Below are 20,084 nucleotides of genomic sequence, written 5' to 3' on the forward strand. Positions count from 1 at the left end.
AGGAGGTTGCCATGCTTGTTCTTCTTTCGCCTGCCAAACTTATGAATTTCGAGGATCAGCCGTCGCCGGAAACAACCCAGCCGGAATTGCTGGCGCGTGCCGCGACGCTGTCGAAGACAACCCGCAACCTGACCCGGTCGAAAATTCAACAAATGATGGGCTTGTCGGATGATCTGGCGCAACTGAACTATGAACGCTTCCGGGCCTTTGACCCTGAGAACAAAAGTGGCAAGGCGGCCGTGCTCACATTCAATGGTGAGGTTTACAGGGGCCTTGGTGCTTCTGATCTCGACAAGGATGACCTGACCTGGGCGCAAGATCGGCTTCGTATTCTGTCTGGTCTCTATGGCGTATTGCGCCCGCTTGATCAGATTCAGCCCTATCGTCTGGAAATGGGGACAAAGCTGCACACCAGAAAGGGCGAAACGCTCTATGATTACTGGGGCAGTGATATCGCGAAAGCGCTCAATGCCTCGCTCGACGCTGCCGGGACCGACACGATCCTGAACCTGTCGTCGAACGAGTATTTCAAAGTGGTCGACAAGAAAGCCCTAAAAGCCAACGTCATTGATGTATCCTTTAAAGAGGAAAAAGACGGCAAATCGCGTCCGCTCTTCATGTTCACAAAAGTTGCGCGCGGATTGATGGCGCGCTGGGTCATCGAGAATCGCGTGACGGACCCGGCCCAACTTTCAGACTTCAATATTGACGGGTATCGCTTCGATGCCGAGGCCTCAACGGACAACAAGCTGGAATTTGCTCGCCCCCAACCGGCCCCGAAGAACGCGAAAAAAGCCGCCTGAAGCGTGAAATCTCATATGGTGCAATGCAGCATTTTTTGTTAGGCGACGCCCTATGACCAGTATCCAAACAGATTTGAGCGGCCATGCTGCCGTTATCACGGGTTCGACCAGCGGCATAGGACTGGCTTTGGCCGAGGGACTTGCTGCCGCGGGCGCCAATATCGTCCTCAACGGACTTGGCGATAGCGATGAGATTGAGACCACCCGCGTCGATCTGGCGCAACGCCATGGCGTGGACGTGCGCTATCACGGCGCGAATATGTTGAAGCCGGACGAGATTGCCGACCTCATCGCGTTCACAAAATCCGAACTCGGCCGGGTCGATATCCTCGTCAATAATGCCGGCATTCAGCACGTCGCAAAGGTCGAAGAATTCCCTGAAGGCAAGTGGGATTCGATCATTGCCATCAACCTCAGCTCGGCTTTTCACACGATCAAAGCAGCCGTTCCGATCATGAAAGATCAGGGACGCGGACGTATCATCAACATCGCCTCCGCACACGGGCTGGTCGCCTCGCCATTCAAGTCGGCTTATGTCGCCGCCAAGCACGGCATTATGGGCCTGACCAAATCAGTAGCGCTCGAAGTTGCCGAGTCTGGAATCACGTCCAACGCCATCTGCCCTGGCTATGTGAAAACGCCTTTGGTGGAAGGCCAGATTGCTGACACCGCCAAAGCGCGCGGCATTAGCGAAGAAGACGTCGTCAATGATGTCATTTTAAAGGCGCAACCGACCAAGCAATTCGTAACTTATGATCAGCTCAACGGGCTGATGCTTTACCTGGCCTCGGATGCAGGCGCATCCTGCAATGGTGCGGCCTATCAGGTCGATGGCGGCTGGGTCGCGCAATAGGGTGAGCCAGCCGGTCTCTCTGGCCCTTCAGGGCGGTGGCGCACATGGCGCATTTACCTGGGGTGTAATCGACCGGCTCGCGGAAGACGGGCGTTTGCTTCCCTCCGCGATTACGGCGACCAGCGCGGGTGCCATGAATGCTGTCGTCTACACCGATGGTGTTCGCCGCGGTGGCTCTGATGAAGGTCGGGCTGCGCTGGAAGGCTTCTGGCAGAATGTTTCGCGCGCAGGCGCAACCTTTCATCCGGCCAAGCTTCCAGGTTTCCAAGCCGCAAATCAAATTTTCCCGTTTCTCGATGCGCTTTCGCGGATCACCAGCCCGTACGATCTCAATCCTTTTGATTTCAACCCACTAAGGGACATTCTCAATTCAAGCGTAAAATTTGAAGCGCTGGCTTCGTGCAAGGACGTGCAGCTTTTCATCTGCGCAACCTCGGTCCGATCCGGCCGGCCCCGCATATTCTCTGGCGAAGACATAACGGTGGATACCGTGCTGGCCTCAGCCTGCTTGCCCTTCCTGTTTCAGGCGATCGAAATCGACGGTGAAGCTTTTTGGGATGGCGGCTTTACCGGCAATCCAGCGATCTGGCCGCTCTATTACGCTGACACACCGCGCGACATTCTGATCGTAAATCTCAATCCTGTTGAGCGACCCGAAACGCCGAAATCGGCCGCTGACATCATGAACCGGGTCAACGAGGTCACGTTCAATGCCTCGCTGCTGGCAGAATTGCGCGCGCTCGCCTTTGTGAAGGACTTGATGGAAAACAACCAGCTGACCGGTGAATCGAAGGAAAATTTCCGCGACATGCTGGTGCATGCCATCCGGGCTGATGACGCGATGCGCAAATTGCCCGTCGATTCCAAATACGACACGCGCTGGAGCGCGCTTACCGCACTGCGCGATGCTGGTCGGCAGGCGGCGTCCGAATGGCTCGAGACATGCGCTGAACATGTCGGCCAGAAATCAACGATCCGCCTCCACGAAGAATTTTTGGGCCGCTAGGCCGCATCCACTTTCAGCGTCCCATCCGGAGCGGGTGCCGCGAGCTCCAGAAGGAACTGCGGATCCGCCTCGGCATCCAACCAGATCTTCTGCGCGTTCTCGTCGAGAATGACCGGCATCCGGTCATGATAGTCCGCCGCATCCGCATTCGGTGTCGTTGTCAGAATGGTGAAGGTCAGCTGTTTCTGGCCATCACCCCGGTCTCGGGCTTCCCACAAGCCGGCAAACACCAGCAGAGAGCCATCCACCTTTGAGAAGCGCCATTTCGTCTTGGCGCCGGGTTTTCCGGTCCATTCATAAAAGGCGACTGCCGGGACCAAGGCCCGCTTTCGTTTGAATGCGTTCCGGAACATCGGCTTTTCCGCGACCGTCTCCGAACGCGCATTAAACATGGGCCGGCGGGGTTTTTCTTTCATCCAGCTGGGCTCCAGCCCCCAGCGCATTAAAACCACCCGGGTCTGACCGTCCTGCCCCACCGCAATCACCGGTCCCCGATCGCCCGGCGAAAAGTCCGTATTGGCGATGAATTCGGGGACCTCCAGGCCGAGCATCTCGCCCAGCGTCTTGGGATCCACCTCAATGTCATAGCGGCCACACATGGGCTGGTCTCTCCATCGATTTGGTCTAGCTTCGCGACGCACCGCCCGCCGTCAAGGAGCCGACATGTCTGAAACGAAACGTCCCCTCGCCTGTGTTGGCGTTGTGTGCCGCCGCGGCGATCAGGTTTTACTGATCAAGCGTGGCCGCGAACCCCTGAAAGGCAAATGGTCTATTCCCGGTGGCAAAGTGGACTTTGGCGAGCAGGTCAGAGACGCAGCCTTGCGGGAGCTCAAGGAAGAGACCGGCGTTACCGCCCGGATTACGCGCCTGATTGATGTGGTCGATTCCATTATGGAGGGCCAACATTTCGTTTTGATCGACTTTGAAGCCGAATGGCTCAGCGGTGAGCCTGTTCCCGATGATGATGCTGATGCGGCAGAATTCGTACCGGTTGACGAAGCGATTAAGCGCGTCAGCTGGGATGAGACCCGGCGCGTGATCAGGCCTGCCTAGACCTCGCCGCAATGCTGCGGCAAACAACGACCATGAAGTGGCTCGTACTCATCTTTATGGCTTTCTGGGCGGTACCCGCAGTGGCACAAGACAAGCCGCGCGAATATGCCGAACCGGCGCATGTCCAGGAAGAGCCGGAACCGTTCCGAGATCCGGGCCGAACGCTTCCCTATCTGGCGTACACGCTCGGTCAACTCCATTATCTGGCATTCGCGTGCGAAGGCGAAGACAATCAGCAATGGCGCGACCAGATGATTGCACTTCTCCGCCTTGAAGCCCCCGTATCAGGCGTTCGGCGATCGCGGTTGATCGAAGCCTTCAATGACGGTTATCAGGTTGAACAGCAGACCCGGACGCGGTGCGGCGCGGAAGCCGAGGCTCAGCGCCGACAACTAGCCCAGCGCGGAGCCCAGATGAGCCAGGCCATGCTAAACGAGGTACTGGACTAGCCGTAATAGTCGCCTTCCGCCGCGCGCAATTTGGATTCGTCCTTATGCGGCGGGAAGACTTCCAGCTTCACATGCTGGCGGCGATTGGTCGAAATCACGAAGAATCGCATGTCCGGATAGTCTATCTTGCATTCCAGCATGGCCGAGGTGATGAGATCGACATTTTTCGGGTCATCATCCGACATGCCAAAGCTGTGCTGAAGGTCGCGTCCATAGGCGTCCAGGCCGCGTTCAACGCATTGGCGGATTGCCTTGCGCTTCAAGCCAGCCGTTGTGAGGTGAGGCCCCAATTCTTCGCGAACCTCAGGATTCGAAACACCGAAGATCGACACATAGTTCGGGCTTTCCGGGATCTCACCGGCCTCTTTGAGCAGATTAATCCCGGCCTTGATCGTTGAACGCGAATGCTGGCGCGCCGTGACGACAGCGATCGGCCGCTTCTTGAGAACAGCATAACGGAAAATATCCCAGGACGGCCCCTTCCAATCGCCGCCCTCTAACGCCCGGCGGATATCTCTGAGCAAGTATTCCTCACCATTCCGGTCTTTTCCGTCTGCGAACTCGCGAAACGCGCGTTCTGGCGGTGCGGCCCAGTCTTCCCAATCGCCGGCGACGCCGAGATAGGCCCGAATGCCCTCGAACTCGCGCTGCGACATGGTTTTCTCTTCGCCGGTAACGGTGTTGAGAAGATGTACCTTGGTCGGAAGATGAAGGATGTTTTCGTCAATATCGAAGAAATAAAAGCTGGTGCGCTCGGACATGATCTTTGTTCCCTTCAGCCTTCCAGAATTCTGCCGCGCGATCCGTCCGCGCCCGGTTTTCTAAGCTTTCCAATATCATACATCACAAAACCTGCAGCGTGCTGAGCTCAGTCAGGCTTTTCTGTTCTCTCCAGAAGTCGTTCGGCTGCTCCAATAACAGCTTCAACACGCAGATCGTCCAGCAAGCTCGACGGGTGTTGGCGCCAATCCGGAAACTCTGATTTCGTGGCTTCCAATCCGCGAGGCCCCCGAACCGTTGCGCATTGCTCGCCATAGGGCCCGTACAACATCTCGTCCGACGGACCGAACAGGCCAAGCGTCGGCGTTCCCATAGCAGCAGATATGTGCATGACGCCCGAGTCATTGCCGATAAACAGCCGCGCTCGTTCAACAATGGCTGCGACATCGGACAAATAGAGTTTGCCGGTCAGATCCACAACGCCATTATCGGGAAGAGCCGCCAGTATAGGTTCAGCATGCGGTTCGTCGCCAGGCCCGCCGACAATCACCACTCCCGCTCCCGCCATGGCTCCGCCGGGCGAAACAAGTGTTTTTACCAACTCTGCAAAGTGTGTGGCGGGCCACATTTTGAAAGGCAGGCTGGCCGAAGGACACACGGCAAGCCAGTCCCGGCCCGGTGGTATCCACTGTAGGGCGCGTTGCCGTGCTTCTTCCGGCAAATAGAGCCTGGGCTCAGGAGGCGGATCAAGGCGCAACACTCCGGCTGCCTCGCGAACCTTATGCATTTTCACTTTGGTTGACCGGAGGACTTTCCGTGTATTTGCGGCAAGCAGATAGGCAATCGCAGATCCGCGCAAATCAACAATCAAATCCCAGTGCTGAAAAACAACCCGCCGCCACAGGCCTAACCAGTGCAAGCCAAAAGATTTTTTCCTGACTATGATCAGCCGCTCCAGCCCGGGCGTGTTCTCGAGAACGGGCTGGGCCAACGGCCCGCATGCAACCGTGAACTTCGCATCCGGCCATTGCCGCACGAGATAGTCCAGCACACCGGAATTGATGACTGCATCGCCAATCCGCGTAGACGTGATGAACAGAATCCGCTTCATGAATTGCGGCTTAAACCAAGCCCGCCCCCTTGGCCAGCACCACACTCAATGCCATATCGCGGCTATGTCATCACACGTCAGACACCTCGCAGACCGTTCTGTTATCCGCATTGCCGGGCCAGACACTTCAGAGTTTCTCCAGCGCGTCATCACCACCGACATTCCGGCAATCAGTCCCGGCGAGATCAAATCCGGCGCGCTGTTAACCCCGCAAGGAAAAGTCATTGCCGACTTTCTGATGCATGGCACAAAAGATGGGATCGATCTTGATATCTGGCGAGAGGCCGCCGAAAGCCTGGTAAAACGGCTCACGCTCTATCGCCTTCGGGCCAAGGCCGAGATTGTTCTGGACTCAAACCTCGCCGTAATCGTTGGCGAAGGCGCTGCCGATCCGCGGTCCCCATCGCTGCCGCACAGGAGCATCCAGCCGGCCTCGTCCGGGTTTGAACCGGGCGACAGTGAACAAACGGCAGCAGAGATTCGCAGCGGCGTGCCGGCACTTGGCCGTGACTACTTCGAAACCGAGGTGTTCCCGACGGACGTGAACCTCGACCTTTATGGCGGAATCGCGTGGCGAAAAGGCTGCTTCATTGGTCAGGAAGTTCTGTCACGAATGAAACGCCGAGGAACAATCCGCAAGCGCACTGTGAAAATCGAGGCGAAAAACACACTGCTCAAACAAGGTGATATCTTGCTGGCTGGTGATCGGCCTCTCGGGACAGTGACATCGGCTTACGACACCACCGCGCTTGCAATTGTCCGGCTTGACCGGTTGGAGGTCGCTGAGGTTCAACCCTCCATAGGCGGCATAGCTGTGAATATCATCCAGCCCGAACTGGACTGAGGCCGCGCTCTCGCCAGATCGGATTTCCCGGTCTAAAGCGAGTGGATGACGGCACAAGGTTTAACGAGATGCCCCTGGGCTCCTGATGGTGATCCGCTTTATGCGGCCTATCACGATACCGAGTGGGGCGTTCCCGAATACGATTCCCGAGCGCTTTGGGAAAAGCTTGTGCTCGATGGCATGCAAGCCGGGCTGGCCTGGATTACCATTCTGAGAAAACGGGAAACGATCCGCGCCGCCTTTGAGGGCTTTGATCCGGAAAAAGTCGCCGCCTATGAGGAACGCGACATTGATCGGTTGCTAAATGATCCCGGCATCATCCGTTCGCGTCCGAAAATCGCGGCGACCATAACAGGCGCCCGCATTTTCCTGCAGATGCGCGATCAAGGCGAGGACTTCAGCACCTATCTGTGGGATTTTATTGGCGGGCAACCGATTCAGAATTCATGGCAGACCATGGCTGAGGTCCCTGCAAAAACGCCCTTGAGTGAGGCGCTGTCAAAGGACCTGAAGAAGCGGGGTTTCAAATTTTGCGGACCTGTTATCGTCTATGCCTTCATGCAGGCTGTCGGCATGGTCAATGATCATCTTGTAGGCTGCCCCCGGCATGCCGAGGTGAAATCGATGGGAGCGCGCGAATGAAATCTTCCGTTTTACTGATTGCTGCTGGGTTATTACTTGCGGGATGTTCCACGTTGAATTGGCCACCTGAGCGTGACAATGAAGATTTGACGGCTCAGGATTTACATCGCGGAGAATGCCGGCTGGCCAGGGCATCTGATCCGGCGGGTCCAGGCGAATGGGTCTGCGAAAACCCTCGAACCGGTGAGATCGAACGTCAAACCAACAACCCGATCTACAACGACCAGTAGTTCCGGCTCTATTCACGGATCTTCCAGATGCACAATGCGGTAATTCGATCCAGCGGCTTATGGACCCCGCCCGAAAGCGTCAGCAATGACGAATTGGTCGCCTGCTACAATGCGTGGGTCGAACAATGGAATGCCCGAAATGCGGACGCCATTGCGGCAGGCACTCTGCAGGCAAAAGAACCATCGTCATCAGGTTTCATCGAGAAAGCGTCGGGCATCCAGTCCCGATACACAATCGACAAGGCCGGCGTGCTGGACATTGATCGGATGCGACCCGGCGTCAGGCGGCGCGGCGACAATGAAATTTCCGTTATGGCAGAAGCGGGACTAGTAGCTGCGAAAGCCGCTCTCGAAGCTGCGGGCCGTGATCCGTCGGAAGTTGACGGCGTCATTTGTTCGGCAACCACCATGCAACGCACCTACCCCTGCATCGCCATCGAAATTCAAAACGCATTGGGAATAAAAGGGTTTGGCTACGATATGAGCGTCGCATGTTCGTCGGGCACGTTCGGACTGATAAACGCCGTCAACGCCATTCAGACCGGACAGGCACGGTCGGTTTTGTTGGTGACACCCGAAATTACAACGCCCCAGCTCAATTTCCGCGACCGGGACAGCCATTTTATTTTCGGTGATGTTGCGGTCGCGCTGTTGGTTGAACGTGAGGAGGACGGCCTTGACGGATGGTCTGTCCGCAACATGCAGATGAAAACCGTCTACTCGAATAATATCCGGTCGAACTTTGGCTTCCTGAACGCCTGCGAGACGCCGGAACCTGGCTTTGAAGACCGGTATTTTGTCCAGGAAGGCCGGCGGGTTTTCAAAGAAGTCTGCCCCATGGTGGCTGATTTGATCCTCAAACAACTTGCCGCCAATAATCTGGCGTCCACAGATATGAAGCGGCTCTGGTTACATCAGGCGAACATCAATATGAATATGATGATCGCCCGTAAGGTCTTTGACCGGGAATTTTCCGAGGACGAAGCACCCGTTATTCTAAACGAGTTCGCGAATACAGCCGGGGCGGGTTCTCTGGTTGCGTTCCACCGTCACAGCGATGGCTTCGCAGCTGGCGAAAAGGGGCTAATGTGCTCATTTGGAGCAGGCTACTCAGTCGGCTCAGTAATTTTGGAGAAACGCGCGGCATGAGAGATTGCGTCATTCGTTCCGTGGGCTGGACCGCGCCGGAAAGCCGGATAACCAATGCCGAGCTGGTTGAGGTGTTTAATGCCTATGCCGACCAGTTCAACGCTGAAAACGAAGCGGCAATTGAAGCAGGCGATCTCAATGCCGTTCCTCATTCGAGCGAACAATTCATCGAACAGGCCTCTGGTATTCTGAATCGGCATGTCGTCGACAAGGACGGCTTGATGGACATCAATCGAATGCGCCCACGAATTCCGCATCGCGAAAAGGAAGCTATGGCTTTTCAGGCGGAATTTGGCCTGAGCGCTGCCAGAAAAGCCCTGGAGAAAGCCGGACGGACCGCCGAAGATGTCGACGGGTTGATTGTCGCCTCATCGGCTCAACAGCGGAATTTTCCCGCCGTTTCTGTTGAAATACAGAACGCCCTCGGCATGACACGCGGATGGGCTTTTGACATGACCATGGCCTGCGCTTCAGCGATCTTCGCTATGCAGCAAGCGCGCGAACTGATCCGGACCGGTCAGGCAGACGCCATCCTCATTGTCTGCCCGGAAATCATGAGCGCAATCAATCACTACCGGCGTCGCGAGGTTCATTTTATTTTCGGGGACGCAGCCGCGGCTGTTTTGCTCGAAGCGGGTGACCGCGAGGCCGGCGGTTGGGAGTTACAAGGCGTTCGGCTGGAGACGAAATGGTCAAACGCCTTGCGGTCCGATTTCGGCTTTATGAACCACACCGAATTTGAAGAAGGTGAAGCCTTCGAGGCCTTCGTGGATCAGGATGGTCACCGCGTTTTTCGTGACGTCATTCCGATGGCGTCCAAAGTGTCGTCCACCCTTATCTCGGATCTCGGCTACAAGCCCAGCGACATCCGGCGCGGCTGGCTGCATCAGGCCAACATCCGGATCGTGCAGGCGGTTGTGAAAAAAGCACTCGAGCGCGAACCGAATGCCGATGCCGCTCCGATTATTCTCAATGAATATGGTAACACATCTTCCTCCAGCGTGTTGATGACGTTCGATATGCACTCCGACGATCTTGTTCCGGGAGAACGTGGATTGATGTGCGCGTTCGGAGCAGGTTATGGATGCGGAGCCGCCATCGTCGAAAAACGCTAGGAGGCGGAGTATGCATAGGTCAGCAATAGCCGGGATTTCGGGCGCATTTTTACTTGCGGCCTGTTCGCCGGACCAAGCGGTTGATGAAGTCCAACCGGACACATCGGACGACAACACCGAAAGTGCCGCAGAAACCGAAGCGCCAAGATCAACAGACGACGAAACCGCTGGCCTGCCGGATACAGATATCGCCGTTGCCACGATGACTTGGCAGGACGGACTTCCTGTCATTGATCAGCCGCGGATTTATACGACGCAGGGCCTTTACGACAATCAACCGGCCTTTGACGAGGCCGGTGGATTCTATTTCACCACAGAAACGCCGGGCAATCAGACCGATATCCGGTATATGCGCCAGGACGGCACGGTCAGCGTTTTCACCGCAACACCGGACATCAGCGAGTATTCGGCCCGTCGGTCACCTGACGGCACGTCCGTTACCTATATTCGCCAGGCGCCAGGTGATGTTGGCGGTCAGGTTTATCGGACCCGGGTCGATGGCGCGTCATCAGCACCGGTTCATCCCTATGGTCCATCCGGGTATTACGCATTGTCCGGCGACCAATCGGTCATGCTTTTGTTTGCGCTGACCGATCCCTTCACCTTGCGCTGGGCGGATAATGACAACGGCATTGAACGGCAGGTTACAGCCGAACCCGGCCGCGGGCTTTACTCGTCTCCGGATGGGCAATCGGCGTATTTTACACTGGCGCACGCCGAGGGCGGTTTCACGATCCACGAATACGACTTTGCATCCGATTCGATTTTGGAGCTTTTTCGTCTCCCGGGGGAGAGTCAGGATTACGCGGTCTTTTTGAACCCGGAGGGCCAGTTAAGCTGGCTTTCTTCGTCGGGCGATACGCTGTTTTACCGCGATGAAGATCATGCTAGCTGGCAGTCCATTTCCGATTTAGGCGGAATGGGGTTTTCAGGCGTGACCAGGCTGGCAGTCTCGCCGCAAGCGGACCGCATTGCGATCGTTTTCGAAGAATAGACTAGACCTTCTGAACGTCTGTTATCTTGTAGGTGAGATCTTCTCCATCCGCCTCATGGATGGTGAGATATTCGCCGAGGCGCAAGACATGGTCTCCCAGCCTGTAGACCGGCTCGTCCGGCCCTTCATCTTCCTCATCATAGCGGAAGTACCAGTGACTGCCGCGATGAGTCAGCCATCCATCGGCTTTCTCATCTTCATCGGGTGAAAACCGCAGAACGATGCATTTTTCGCGGTTCTTGCGCCAAAAATCCAGGTCCAGATGGCCGGACCCATCAAGAGGCGCAACAATTGTATACCCCCGGTGGTCGTCGCCATCAGGATGGCTGGTACCGGGATTGCGGCTCAATCTCATGACAACGCGTGACAAGGCCATCTCTTCCCTCCAAATAACCCTTCGCCATTTAAGGGAATGGCAGCCAAAAACGTCAATGGGCAAGCAACATGGCCGGACCATCGGTCGCAGCCAGAAGTGTGCGTGTAACACCGCCGAAAACGAACTCCCGCAAGCGCGAATGGCCATAGGCTCCGGCAACGAGCAAATCATGGTCCTGTGCACCTTGAAGCAGGCATTCGCCGACATCCGGACCAAACGCATCAATATCTACCGTTTCTGATCGCTTGCCGCGGACCGAGAGCCAGTCGTAAAGCCGGTCAACCGAGGCTGCCCGCCGATCCCGATATTCCAGGCCTTTCTCGGACTGCAATACAGTGACTTTCTCTGCGGCGGATATCAGGGGAGCGGCAGCATACATGGCGCGGGCTGCCTCGCGCGAGCCATCCCAGGCGATAGCGACTTTTGCCGGAGGTGTATCCTTTTCCCCGCAGACATAAATAGGTGTTTGTTCGTCGATTAGGATTGCCGTCGCCAATGCAGAAACCGGGCCGTTACCGGATGCTGCATAGCGCGATGTAACGACCAGGCGTGACAGACGGGTTTCCGCAGCAGCGTCCTCGGGTTGATCTGAAATTCTCAGAAACCGCCCCCGGATCGCCGTCAGATCGGCATACTCGAGCGCATCAATAAAGGTCATTTTTGCCTGTTCAACGCGCTTGTCGGACTCTTGCTGGATCGACGACAGCGCACCGGCCATAACGGAAACTGCAGCGCCGCTTGGCCCGGCCCACATCATGAAATCGGTTGGATCAGGCTCCAGAAATATGGCATCGAGCGTCGCGTCAAATCGTGCCGCCAGTCGTGCTGCCGCGCGCGATGGCAGGATATCGATATCGTCACCCTGCAGCGTTACGACAATCCGTTCTTTTGCCATCTAGTGCTCCGCTTTCACTCATGCCCATGCTTGATATCCAGCGTATCGGGCTTAGGAAGTCAGAGGGTTAATAGCGGCTGATTATTCGGGGATAAAGCGAAATGAGTAAGCGGGTTCGCGCTAAAGATGTTCCACTTCGGGCCTGGCAACGCATGTTGTCCGGCCGACGGCTTGACCTGCTCGATCCCTCTCCGCTCGATATTGAAATCGATGATATCGCCCATGGATTAGCCCGCGTCGCGCGGTGGAATGGCCAAACTCGGGGCGCCCATGCCTTTTCTGTTGCGGAACACAGCGTTTTGGTCGAACAGATCGTCTCAACGCTTTATCCCAAGCTGGAAACGAAATGGCGGCTTGCCGCTCTGCTTCATGATTCTTCAGAATATGTCATCGGCGACATGATCAGCCCGTTCAAAGCGGCACTGGGCGTAAATTATCGCGAATTCGAGGACCGTCTGGAAGCGGCGGTACATATCCGATTTGGTCTACCGCCAAAAAGCCCCGTTGAAGTCAAACGGAAGATTAAACGTGCCGACCGGATATGTGCACACCTGGAAGCTATTCAGATCGCCGGCTTTGGCGAAGAAGAGGCTCGGCAGTTCTTCGGCCCCTTGCCGCCGGAGCTCGATATTGAAATTCGTCCAATGGCCGCCAACAAAGCGCAGGAATTGTTTCTTGATCGGTTTCATGCCTTGTTGAAGCAATTGGATCATGCGCAGACGACAAGATCGACATGAGCTTGCCGCCGGTCGCAGTTGGGCTGAATGCCGTTGTGATCGCCGCCGGCGAAACGGCACCGCAAGTCCTCGTCGTGCCCCGCAAGTCCAAAGAGCCAGCGCTGCCTTTCGGTCCTTTTGATCCGGCCCGTCACAGGACTTTCGAAATTGGCCTTCGTGAATGGGTGAGCGAGCAAGCGCAATTCCAGCTCGGCTATGTCGAGCAACTCTACACATTTGGTGACCGCGGGCGGGAAGCACCGCTTGCCGACCTTCCTGCTTCGAATGAGGCCCGAATTATTTCGATTGGCTACCTCGCACTGACGCCCGAGGCAAAATCGCTTCCAAGTGGCGGTGGGGAATGGTGGAACTGGTACATGTTTTTCCCATGGGAAGACTGGCGCAATGGCAAGCCATCCATCTTGTCCGATGAGATTGAGCCGGCCCTGCGCAACTGGATCGATGAAGCGGAAACAGAAGGGCGCAGGGCGTCGCGGCGCGACCGGACACGCGCCAACTTTGGTTTGGATAACCGGCCCTGGATCGAGGAACGCTGTCTCGACCGGTATGAGTTGCTCTATAGCGCCGGACTGATCGCCGAATCCGCTCGTGACAGAGATGAGCGCCTCGCATCACCCGCCATCAGCCGGTCTATGGCGTCCGATCACCGCCGGATCATGGCCACCGCGATCAGCCGCTTGCGCGGTAAGATCAAATACCGCCCTGTCGTTTTCGAGCTGATGCAAGACGTGTTTACGCTTTCGCGCCTCCAGCAGGTTGTAGAAGGCATTGTTGGCTATCCCCTGCATAAACAGAATTTCCGCCGCGCGCTTGACCGCTCAGGCTTTATTGAAGGGACAGGCAAGCTCGAGGCCCGCACGGGCGGACGCCCCGCGGAGCTCTTCCGCTATCGCCGCGAAGTCCTCCGTCAAGGCGAAGCCACAGGCATTTCTGTCCCTCGCTTGCGTCTGAACTAGGCAATGCGTAACTGCAAAACCCATTGATTTTCTGCCGTAAAACACCTACTTGTTCTCAGTAAGAGCAAAAGGGTGGGCACCGTCCGTGTCCACCTTTCTTCGAACCCTAATAATGCTCATTTTGAGCATAAAAGGAGTAATTGAGATGGATGGTTTGAACTGGACCCGCCCTAACTGGCGCTGTGAAACGGACTTTGCACCATCTGAACCGGCAGAGACCCTTATTTACGATGATGAAGTAAGGGCCGAGACTGACCATCTTTATCAACAGGTCAGAGACGTGATCCTCCCCGACGAATGGCCAGCCCATGCGCCTTTGATTGCCGCTATCAACCGGCTGAAGAAAGAAAAAGGCGCTGTCATCTTGGCGCATAACTATATGACCCCCGAGATCTTCAATTGTGTTGGCGATCTTTCCGGCGACAGTCTCGCCCTCGCCCGCATGGCGGCCGAGGTTGAACAGGATACCATCATCCAGGCGGGCGTGCATTTCATGGCGGAAACCGCCAAGATTATGAGCCCTGAAAAGACCGTTCTGATCCCCGACATGAAAGCAGGCTGCTCCCTCGCGGAGAGCATCACAGCAGCAGATGTTCGGGCGATCCGAGCGAAATATCCCGACTATCCGATCATAACCTATGTGAACACGTCAGCAGCTGTGAAAGCCGAAGTCGATGTCTGCTGCACCTCCAGCAACGCGGTTCAAGTGACGGAATGGGCGGCCAAGGAATGGGGATCGGACACCGTGATCCTTATCCCGGATGAATTCCTAGCGAAAAATGTCGCGGCGAATACCGATGTCCGCATCCTGACATGGAAAGGCAGCTGTGAAGTCCATGAACGCTTCACCGCAGATGATGTGGAAGCCCTGCGCGAAGGCCACCCTGGCGTGATCGTACTCACCCACCCGGAGAGTCCGGAAGAAGTGGTCAAAGCTGCCGACTTTGCGGGTTCGACTGCGGCCATGGCCAAATTTGTGCAAGATCAGAAGCCGGAAAAAGTTGTGCTCCTGACCGAGTGCTCCATGAGCGACAATGTGGCGGTTAAGAACCCAGGCGTGAAATTTGTCCGTCCGTGCAATCTCTGTCCGCACATGAAGCGGATCACGCTTGAAAATATTTTTGATGCGCTGCGCTATAACCAACACGAAGTGGTTGTTGATGGCGACGTAGCCGAGCGCGCGCGTATCGCTATCCAGCGGATGCTCGATCTGCCCAAGCCGGATAAGCCCGCCCAATTTGAACGTGATCGTGCGCCAGTCCCGGTCGCGCTGGTGTAGCGGCGGATATGACACGTCCCGTTGTTATCGTCGGGGCCGGTATCGCCGGGCTCTGGACGGCGTTGAAACTGGCACCCAAACCGGTCATTGTTTTAACCGGCGCCGCGTTGGGCACTAGCGCGGCAACCGCCTGGGCACAAGGCGGCATTGCCGCAGCGCTTGGTGATGGTGACAGCGCAGACCTGCACGCCGGCGATACAATTGCAGCGGGTGCCGGTCTGACTTGCCCGGAAGCCGCCACAGCCCTGGCCCAAGGAATTCCAGAACAAATCGCGTCGCTTCAGGCGATGGGCGTGCCGTTCGATATCGATGACAGTGGTCGCATCGCACTTGGCCTCGAAGCCGCGCATTCGCATCCCCGCATTGCGCATATCAAGGGCGATCAAGCCGGACAGGCCATTCTTGGCGTGCTGATCCGCGCAGCCCGGAAAGCGGATCACATTGACATCCGCAAAGGCTGGCAGGCAACGGGCTTGATTCCTTCTTACGAAGGCGGATGTGCTGGCGTTATTGTACGTGACCCGGCGGGTGAAAGAGACGACTTACAAGCTGCACATACCGTTCTGGCGACGGGCGGCTATGGTGGTCTCTTTGCCGATACAACCAGCCCGCAAGGCGCGACAGGTTCGGCCATTGCCATGGCCATGGCGATCGGTGCGGGGTTCCGAAACCCGGAATTCGTGCAATTCCACCCGACCGCAATCCAGATCGGCGGGGATCCGTTGCCACTGGCCACCGAGGCCTTGCGGGGTACAGGCGCGCGTATTGTTGATGCAGACGGCAAGTCTATCACCGACGGGCAAGATCTTGCCCCGCGTGATGTGGTGGCGCGCGCCGTGTACCACGCCAACCGGTCAGGTCGCCAATCTTATCTCGATGCGCGTACGGCAGTCGGTGAGGCTTTTCCTGAGGCATTCCCAGGCGTTTTCAACGCCTGCCAAACAGCCGGGATTGACCCTCGAACCGAGTTGATCCCGATTTGTCCGGCAGCGCACTACACAATGGGCGGCATCGCAACCGACCTTGACGGGCATACAGGTGTAACCGGCCTTTGGGCAGTTGGTGAATGCGCAAATAATGGCCTGCACGGGGCCAACCGGCTGGCCTCTAACTCGCTGGCCGAGGGGCTTGTCATTGGTTACCGGTTGGCCGAGGCCCTTACCTCCCAAACCGTCCGACCGTCACAGCCTCCGCGAGGTCAACAAGTCACGTCGCTGCCGCGCCTCGTGCTTCCGGGACTTCGTCGAGCGATGAGTGATCTGGCTGGGGTCGAGCGAGATGCCACAGGCCTTCGAGACCTGCTCAACCGGATTGACCGGCTGGAAGCGCGCTATGGACGAACACATGAAACAATCCTCTCGCGGACCATCGCCGTGGCAGCTTTGACGCGGACCGAGAGCCGAGGTGCTCATTTCCGGCTGGACTTCCCACATCCAGCAGCCCAAGCAGAGGACACGTTGATTGCGCCGATGAATCCAACCGCACGGGCTGCCGAATGATTCCACATCTTCCCATCGACCTTGTTCGCGAAACGGTACAGCGCGCTCTGGCGGAAGATGTTTCCGGTGCAGGTGACATTACATCACTGGCCGTTGTCCCGGAAACCGCGAGGGTGGCTTTTGAGTTGCGGGCCCGGCAGAACGGCGTTTTGTGTGGCCTCCAACCGGCCATCGAGGTCTTCACCCAGGCCGGCCCGAACCTGTCGATTGACGTGCTTGCCAGCGATGGCGATCCGCTCGAACCCGATGAGAGTGTGTTGCGGATCGAAGGGGCGGCCCGAGAGTGCATGTTGGCAGAACGCACAGCGCTCAACTTTCTCGGTCGCATGAGTGGGATCGCGACGCTCACCCGCCGCTATGTTGATGAGATTGTGGGTACCAAGGCAAAAATTGTTCACACCCGGAAAACAACACCCGGCCTGCGCGCGTTTGAAATTCAGGCCGTTCGAGCCGGTGGCGGCGCCCCGCATCGCTTCAATCTCTCAGACGCCATCCTGATCAAGGATAATCATATTGCCGCCGTGAAAAGCCCTGCTGAGGCTGTCCGTGCGGCAAGAGAAAACGCCGGACACATGGTTCGGATCTCATGTGAAATAGACCGGTTGGAAGATTTATCGAGGGTCATGAAAGCAGGCGCAGATGTTGTCCTGCTTGATAATTTCAACATTGGAGATTTGCGTTCTGCCGTGGTCGAAGCCGCTAGCCGCGTAATCCTGGAAGCCTCGGGCGGCGTCACGCTCGAATCGGTTCGCCATATCGCCGAAACCGGCGTCGAGATCATTTCCGTTGGGTCGCTAACCCACTCGGCGCCGAATTTCGATTTTGGATTGGACGCGGTCTAAATTCTAGTTCGCCGTCGTTACTGCGACCGACGTCTGTCCGCGAATAGTGCCATCCTCTGCGACAAAGTCGACAAAAATGCGATTTCGAGCGGGATCATCCGTGACCACTTGACCCTGTCCGCGAACGAAAAGCGAGAAGGTTCGCGGTACATTTGGATCAAAGGTGATAGCAATGTCAGCAGTCGCTGGCGCGAGACATTGGCCGCCTTGTTGGCCTGTCGTTTCGCAAATCAGCACGCGCAGCGCATCATCATTAAAAGGAGCATCCAGACCATTCGCATATCCCACACCTGTCCAGTTCAGAACCGCTCGGGGACGAACAGTAATACTTTCGCTGGTTCCAATATTAAGCCCGGCAGCGGCAAAAGCTGCATTCGAATTAGGGCCACCCGTCGAAACACGGCCGTCATTGGATGCCGTTGCTGCAATAGCAATGACATCCGCCGTTGGAGTTGATGAGGCTGAAAGCTGAAGCGTATTTATTCCCGGCAGGATGGGCGCAGGCAGCGTATTTGCGCAATCGAACAGATATTCGACTTGAAGCGGTTGAAACGGAACTGCCCCCACAAAAAACTCTTCGAAGGGCGTTGTTACCAGCAAGAACGACTGACTCGAACCCGCTGGGATGGATACAGGGGTATTTGCCGTTCCCGTTAATGCGTTGGTGTTTGGGTCAGTTGTTTGAAAGCCGATGCGTGTCGTGGTGACAGAAGACGGCAATATTTCGCAATCGGTGGCGGTCGTATCACCATTATTTACAATGGTCGCAAAAACCGTCGCTGGTGAGTTGAACGGCACAGAACGGCTCGTGGGCAGAACGGCTGCGCGCAAGGGCGGGTTAGCGATGGTTACCGTCATAGTATCCTCAAGCACTTGAGGATCTTCACCGGTGCCATTGTCCCGACCATCATTTCCGCCGTCAGGGTCGACAGACGTGAAAGTTGCGGTGATCTGATAATCGCCTGCAACAACAGGATTAGTCAAAACACCCGGCACTGCATTCGCGACGATGTTTGAGAAAAACTGAGAAGACAACGTATCGTCCCGGCCATCGCCACCAAAGGGTGAAATCAAGGTGATGGTGGGCCCATTCTCCGTATTTGCATATTCAATTGTCGGTTCCTCGACCTGTTGGTACGCGCCGTCCAGATTTGAATCGACATAAGCACGTGTCGCGGACAGAGATCTCACCTGCAACACACGCTCCGGAATCCCCAGTGTTGACGTATCAAAATCGAAACCGTAGGTGCCAACGATGGTTCCAATCGGGCCAATGGTCTCGAAGGAATTTACGGAAAACTCGGGCGGCAGCTGGATTACTGCGCTGTAGATTTCCTGCTGACCCGGCTGCATTACAGTGAAAATTCGATAGCCGGTCAGCGCACCGGGTTGCGTATTCGTCAATTGAAAATCACGGGTTCCTGGCAGATCGAACGGGGCGACAGCTTGAGGCGCTGAGCCGTCAGCGACCGCGAGATTAGGCACCCACGCTTCGTCATTGGAGAGCCATTCCGAACATGCCGAAAGTGAAATTAACGAGATACTACATACAGTTAACTGCCTTATCATGCTATTTCCCCTTGTCTTATGGGGACATTAGCATGTGCCAAACAGGCCTGTTAACCATCAATTCAAAAAGGGATAGCGCGTCTAAAGATCGCGTGCGCGCATCTCCGCCCGCTCGCGGCGATTGGGGAACCGATAGAAGATGTGTGTCCCGATCTGACCGGTCTGGACCAGTGAGTCATTCCAGTGCGGGTCAACCGCTGTGGTGTGATAATGCGTCGCGCGGCGCGTGCGCGGCGGGGCAAAGCCCAACGCAACATGCTCCGCGACCATTTGCGAGCGCCGCCAGGAACGGCCACGAGGCGCGCGGTCCATGGAGCCATCACAGGTAAAGCTGAATTGGCAGCCCGTAACGCGTTCGGAGCCTTCATAGACCACACCGCAAATTGTGCCTGGATAAACCCGGTGATTGACACGATTCATAACCACTTCGGCGACCGCTGTCTGGCCGGCAAAGCTTTCGCCGCGCGCTTCGTAATAAATGGCTTCAGCCAGACAATGCAATTCAGCCGAGCTGAACCGGGCACGATCGATATGGGTCGAGTCAAAGGTCCGCAGATCGGCTGTCAGCGGGCGCATTACTACGCGCGCGCCCTCCAGATCATCTGTCGCGAGCCCATGCGCCGCGACCCGCAGCGCGTAAGGTGCGGACCAGCCCAGAACGTCTTCGGATTCGACATGACGTTCGGCCATGTCCTGCCAGTAGGCGACATCATCCTGCTGGATGGACCGGTGGGCGGCGAATGGCAAAAGCGCAGCCACCAGCGCCAGGGCGACAACGGCAAAGCCGATGCGGGTCCAGCGCTTGATCTTCGCGTTTGCGTTTTGGTTCGCCGAAGCGGTCATGTCATGTCCGTCTATTGCTAATTCCAACCCTCGCAAGATTAATGCGAAGAGATGGACGCTTTCTTGCGCCATCCTTAAGCGGCGCGGTCGATTATAGGCCCTTCTCAGGCGCGTCAAGC

23 protein-coding genes are annotated in these 20,084 nt (G+C 56.6%); 16 read left to right on the forward strand and 7 right to left on the reverse strand.

Going from position 1 to position 20,084, the window contains the following annotated elements:
* The first annotated feature begins 11 nt into the window (after positions 1 to 11).
* Genes yaaA through ACO079_RS05520 form a run of 3 tightly spaced genes read left to right on the forward strand, consistent with a single transcriptional unit; the run spans position 12 to position 2,662 of the window.
* Entirely contained in the window at positions 12 to 803 is a 792-nt protein-coding gene (yaaA, locus tag ACO079_RS05510) for a peroxide stress protein YaaA (protein WP_421792377.1), read from the forward strand.
* Between the two features lie 52 nt (positions 804 to 855).
* On the forward strand, positions 856 to 1,656 hold the full coding sequence (locus ACO079_RS05515) for a 3-hydroxybutyrate dehydrogenase (protein ID WP_421792379.1): 801 nt from the start codon (positions 856 to 858) through the stop codon (positions 1,654 to 1,656).
* Position 1,657: 1 nt separating this feature from the next.
* Positions 1,658 to 2,662, forward strand: coding sequence for a patatin-like phospholipase family protein (locus ACO079_RS05520; RefSeq protein ID WP_421792381.1), 1,005 nt, complete (start codon positions 1,658 to 1,660; stop codon positions 2,660 to 2,662).
* On the opposite strand, the gene ACO079_RS05525 is transcribed toward ACO079_RS05520, so the two are convergent.
* Entirely contained in the window at positions 2,659 to 3,261 is a 603-nt protein-coding gene (locus ACO079_RS05525; protein WP_421792383.1) for an SOS response-associated peptidase, read from the reverse strand. The two genes, ACO079_RS05520 and ACO079_RS05525, sit on opposite strands and share 4 nt — an antisense overlap.
* Before the next feature lie 64 nt (positions 3,262 to 3,325).
* Here ACO079_RS05525 and ACO079_RS05530 point away from each other — a divergent pair, with 64 nt between their 5' ends.
* Entirely contained in the window at positions 3,326 to 3,715 is a 390-nt protein-coding gene (locus ACO079_RS05530; RefSeq protein WP_421792385.1) for an NUDIX hydrolase, read from the forward strand.
* 32 nt (positions 3,716 to 3,747) lie between these two features.
* Positions 3,748 to 4,164, forward strand: coding sequence for a TIGR02301 family protein (locus ACO079_RS05535; RefSeq protein ID WP_421792386.1), 417 nt, complete (start codon positions 3,748 to 3,750; stop codon positions 4,162 to 4,164).
* Here ACO079_RS05535 and ACO079_RS05540 read toward each other — a convergent pair.
* Both ACO079_RS05540 and ACO079_RS05545 read right to left on the reverse strand, forming a co-directional pair.
* The gene (locus ACO079_RS05540; RefSeq protein ID WP_421792388.1) at positions 4,161 to 4,925 is read right to left on the reverse strand and encodes a hypothetical protein; all 765 of its coding nucleotides are present in this window, start codon (positions 4,923 to 4,925) and stop codon (positions 4,161 to 4,163) included. The genes ACO079_RS05535 and ACO079_RS05540 overlap by 4 nt on opposite strands.
* A gap of 107 nt (positions 4,926 to 5,032) precedes the next feature.
* Complete coding sequence (locus ACO079_RS05545) at positions 5,033 to 5,995, reverse strand: glycosyltransferase family 9 protein (protein WP_421792390.1); 963 nt, start codon at positions 5,993 to 5,995, stop codon at positions 5,033 to 5,035.
* A gap of 64 nt (positions 5,996 to 6,059) precedes the next feature.
* Here ACO079_RS05545 and ACO079_RS05550 point away from each other — a divergent pair, with 64 nt between their 5' ends.
* Genes ACO079_RS05550 through ACO079_RS05575 form a run of 6 tightly spaced genes read left to right on the forward strand, consistent with a single transcriptional unit; the run spans position 6,060 to position 10,969 of the window.
* Positions 6,060 to 6,839: a YgfZ/GcvT domain-containing protein gene (locus ACO079_RS05550; protein ID WP_421792391.1), complete on the forward strand. Its 780-nt coding sequence runs from the start codon at positions 6,060 to 6,062 to the stop codon at positions 6,837 to 6,839.
* Between the two features lie 45 nt (positions 6,840 to 6,884).
* A complete protein-coding gene (locus ACO079_RS05555) occupies positions 6,885 to 7,481 on the forward strand; it encodes a DNA-3-methyladenine glycosylase I (protein ID WP_421792393.1) in 597 nt (198 codons plus the stop codon).
* Positions 7,478 to 7,711 carry a hypothetical protein gene (locus ACO079_RS05560; RefSeq protein WP_421792394.1) on the forward strand — a complete coding sequence of 78 codons (234 nt, stop codon included), beginning with the start codon at positions 7,478 to 7,480 and terminating at the stop codon, positions 7,709 to 7,711. The genes ACO079_RS05555 and ACO079_RS05560 overlap by 4 nt, the downstream gene beginning before the upstream one ends.
* Positions 7,712 to 7,738: 27 nt before the next feature.
* Positions 7,739 to 8,860, forward strand: coding sequence for a beta-ketoacyl-ACP synthase III (locus tag ACO079_RS05565; protein WP_421792396.1), 1,122 nt, complete (start codon positions 7,739 to 7,741; stop codon positions 8,858 to 8,860).
* The gene (locus ACO079_RS05570; RefSeq protein ID WP_421792398.1) at positions 8,857 to 9,975 is read left to right on the forward strand and encodes a beta-ketoacyl-ACP synthase III; all 1,119 of its coding nucleotides are present in this window, start codon (positions 8,857 to 8,859) and stop codon (positions 9,973 to 9,975) included. The genes ACO079_RS05565 and ACO079_RS05570 overlap by 4 nt, the downstream gene beginning before the upstream one ends.
* Positions 9,976 to 9,985: 10 nt before the next feature.
* On the forward strand, positions 9,986 to 10,969 hold the full coding sequence (locus tag ACO079_RS05575) for a hypothetical protein (RefSeq protein ID WP_421792399.1): 984 nt from the start codon (positions 9,986 to 9,988) through the stop codon (positions 10,967 to 10,969).
* Between the two features lies 1 nt (position 10,970).
* On the opposite strand, the gene ACO079_RS05580 is transcribed toward ACO079_RS05575, so the two are convergent.
* A complete protein-coding gene (locus ACO079_RS05580) occupies positions 10,971 to 11,345 on the reverse strand; it encodes a hypothetical protein (protein WP_421792400.1) in 375 nt (124 codons plus the stop codon).
* 52 nt (positions 11,346 to 11,397) lie between these two features.
* On the reverse strand, positions 11,398 to 12,240 hold the full coding sequence (locus tag ACO079_RS05585) for a universal stress protein (RefSeq protein WP_421792402.1): 843 nt from the start codon (positions 12,238 to 12,240) through the stop codon (positions 11,398 to 11,400).
* 101 nt (positions 12,241 to 12,341) lie between these two features.
* Between ACO079_RS05585 and ACO079_RS05590 the strand changes: the two genes are divergently transcribed.
* From ACO079_RS05590 to nadC, 5 genes are all read left to right on the forward strand, one after another.
* Entirely contained in the window at positions 12,342 to 12,977 is a 636-nt protein-coding gene (locus tag ACO079_RS05590) for a YfbR-like 5'-deoxynucleotidase (RefSeq protein WP_421792403.1), read from the forward strand.
* The gene (locus tag ACO079_RS05595) at positions 12,974 to 13,933 is read left to right on the forward strand and encodes an NUDIX hydrolase (RefSeq protein ID WP_421792405.1); all 960 of its coding nucleotides are present in this window, start codon (positions 12,974 to 12,976) and stop codon (positions 13,931 to 13,933) included. Before ACO079_RS05590 ends, ACO079_RS05595 begins: the two co-directional genes overlap by 4 nt.
* A 145-nt stretch (positions 13,934 to 14,078) precedes the next feature.
* Positions 14,079 to 15,212 (forward strand): quinolinate synthase NadA, encoded by a 1,134-nt coding sequence (gene nadA / locus ACO079_RS05600; protein ID WP_421792407.1) that lies wholly within the window; start codon positions 14,079 to 14,081, stop codon positions 15,210 to 15,212.
* Between the two features lie 8 nt (positions 15,213 to 15,220).
* Positions 15,221 to 16,711, forward strand: a complete 1,491-nt coding sequence (locus ACO079_RS05605) for an L-aspartate oxidase (RefSeq protein ID WP_421792409.1) — start codon at positions 15,221 to 15,223, stop codon at positions 16,709 to 16,711.
* A complete protein-coding gene (gene nadC, locus ACO079_RS05610; RefSeq protein WP_421792411.1) occupies positions 16,708 to 17,553 on the forward strand; it encodes a carboxylating nicotinate-nucleotide diphosphorylase in 846 nt (281 codons plus the stop codon). Before ACO079_RS05605 ends, nadC begins: the two co-directional genes overlap by 4 nt.
* A 3-nt stretch (positions 17,554 to 17,556) precedes the next feature.
* Here nadC and ACO079_RS05615 read toward each other — a convergent pair whose 3' ends face one another.
* Together ACO079_RS05615 and ACO079_RS05620 are read right to left on the reverse strand one after the other, a co-directional pair.
* Positions 17,557 to 19,122 (reverse strand): hypothetical protein, encoded by a 1,566-nt coding sequence (locus ACO079_RS05615; protein ID WP_421792413.1) that lies wholly within the window; start codon positions 19,120 to 19,122, stop codon positions 17,557 to 17,559.
* 81 nt (positions 19,123 to 19,203) lie between these two features.
* Positions 19,204 to 19,965: a cell wall hydrolase gene (locus ACO079_RS05620; RefSeq protein WP_421792415.1), complete on the reverse strand. Its 762-nt coding sequence runs from the start codon at positions 19,963 to 19,965 to the stop codon at positions 19,204 to 19,206.
* Positions 19,966 to 20,084: the final 119 nt, after the last annotated feature.

The organism is Hyphobacterium sp. (assembly GCF_965228115.1).
GTDB lineage: Bacteria > Pseudomonadota > Alphaproteobacteria > Caulobacterales > Maricaulaceae > Hyphobacterium.